At 58.4% G+C, this 731-nt stretch carries 1 protein-coding gene; it reads right to left on the reverse strand.

The features are described from left to right. Positions 1–131: 131 nt before the first annotated feature. Positions 132–590, reverse strand: coding sequence for a DUF6756 family protein (locus M8A51_RS26190; RefSeq protein WP_251781566.1), 459 nt, complete (start codon positions 588–590; stop codon positions 132–134). Positions 591–731 lie beyond the last annotated feature (141 nt).

Raw genomic sequence — 731 nt, forward strand, 5'->3', positions numbered from 1 at the left:
CGATGCAACAAGGCCGTCTGTAGAGTGGCAGTCTGTTCTCTGTCTCGGCGCAACTTCGATATCTCGTCTATGCCGCAACGATCAATGCAGACCATCAAGCGATTGACTGTGGGGGGAGTCCCTGTAAGGGGTTAGGGCGCATGGTTGAGCAACCGCCTTTCTACCGCCTCACCAACAGCACACACGACATCATGGTGTGTCTCACACAGAAGCCAGCTCAGGTCTTTTGCGACCAGGTAGAACTCAAAACCGTAGCACTCACCGACAACCGCGATGGCATGACGAACCGTCGTTTCGTACACGGGGTAGTGCAGCAAGTGGTCTTCTTCAACTATGAACCACACTTGTTCGTCCGCGTTTGGCGCAACCTGAACCAAGTGGCGCCAACCATCACCGGCTGGAAAGTGCACCGACTCTCCGGAAGAGCGGAAGTCTTCCCACCACCACCGGCGGTCGCCTGAAGCGACAAAGCGCTCAAGCGCAGCACGAAAGACAGCCTCACTCTCCTCTGCCGGCAACTCGCGAAGCTCACTCGGCGAGAACGCAAGCGTCTCAGCGGCCCTGCGGATTTCATCAACGACTGTTTCCATTAACGGCCCTGCGCCCTAGACAAGATGGCTTGACTTGAGGCGGCCCGCCTCCAGGACTACCGTGGATTGCGCACCTGGGGTGTGCCGAGCCACAAGGCGGAGCCCGAGGGCGACCGCATGTTTGTCAAGGAGACGGGCCAT

Source organism: Caldimonas mangrovi (assembly GCF_023721835.1).
Lineage (GTDB): Bacteria > Pseudomonadota > Gammaproteobacteria > Burkholderiales > Burkholderiaceae_C > Caldimonas > Caldimonas mangrovi.

Excerpts from the sequence above, each read along its gene's own strand:
- M8A51_RS26190 (WP_251781566.1), bottom strand. The coding sequence starts at position 590 with ATGGAAACAGTCGTTGATGAAATCCGCAGGGCCGCTGAGACGCTTGCG.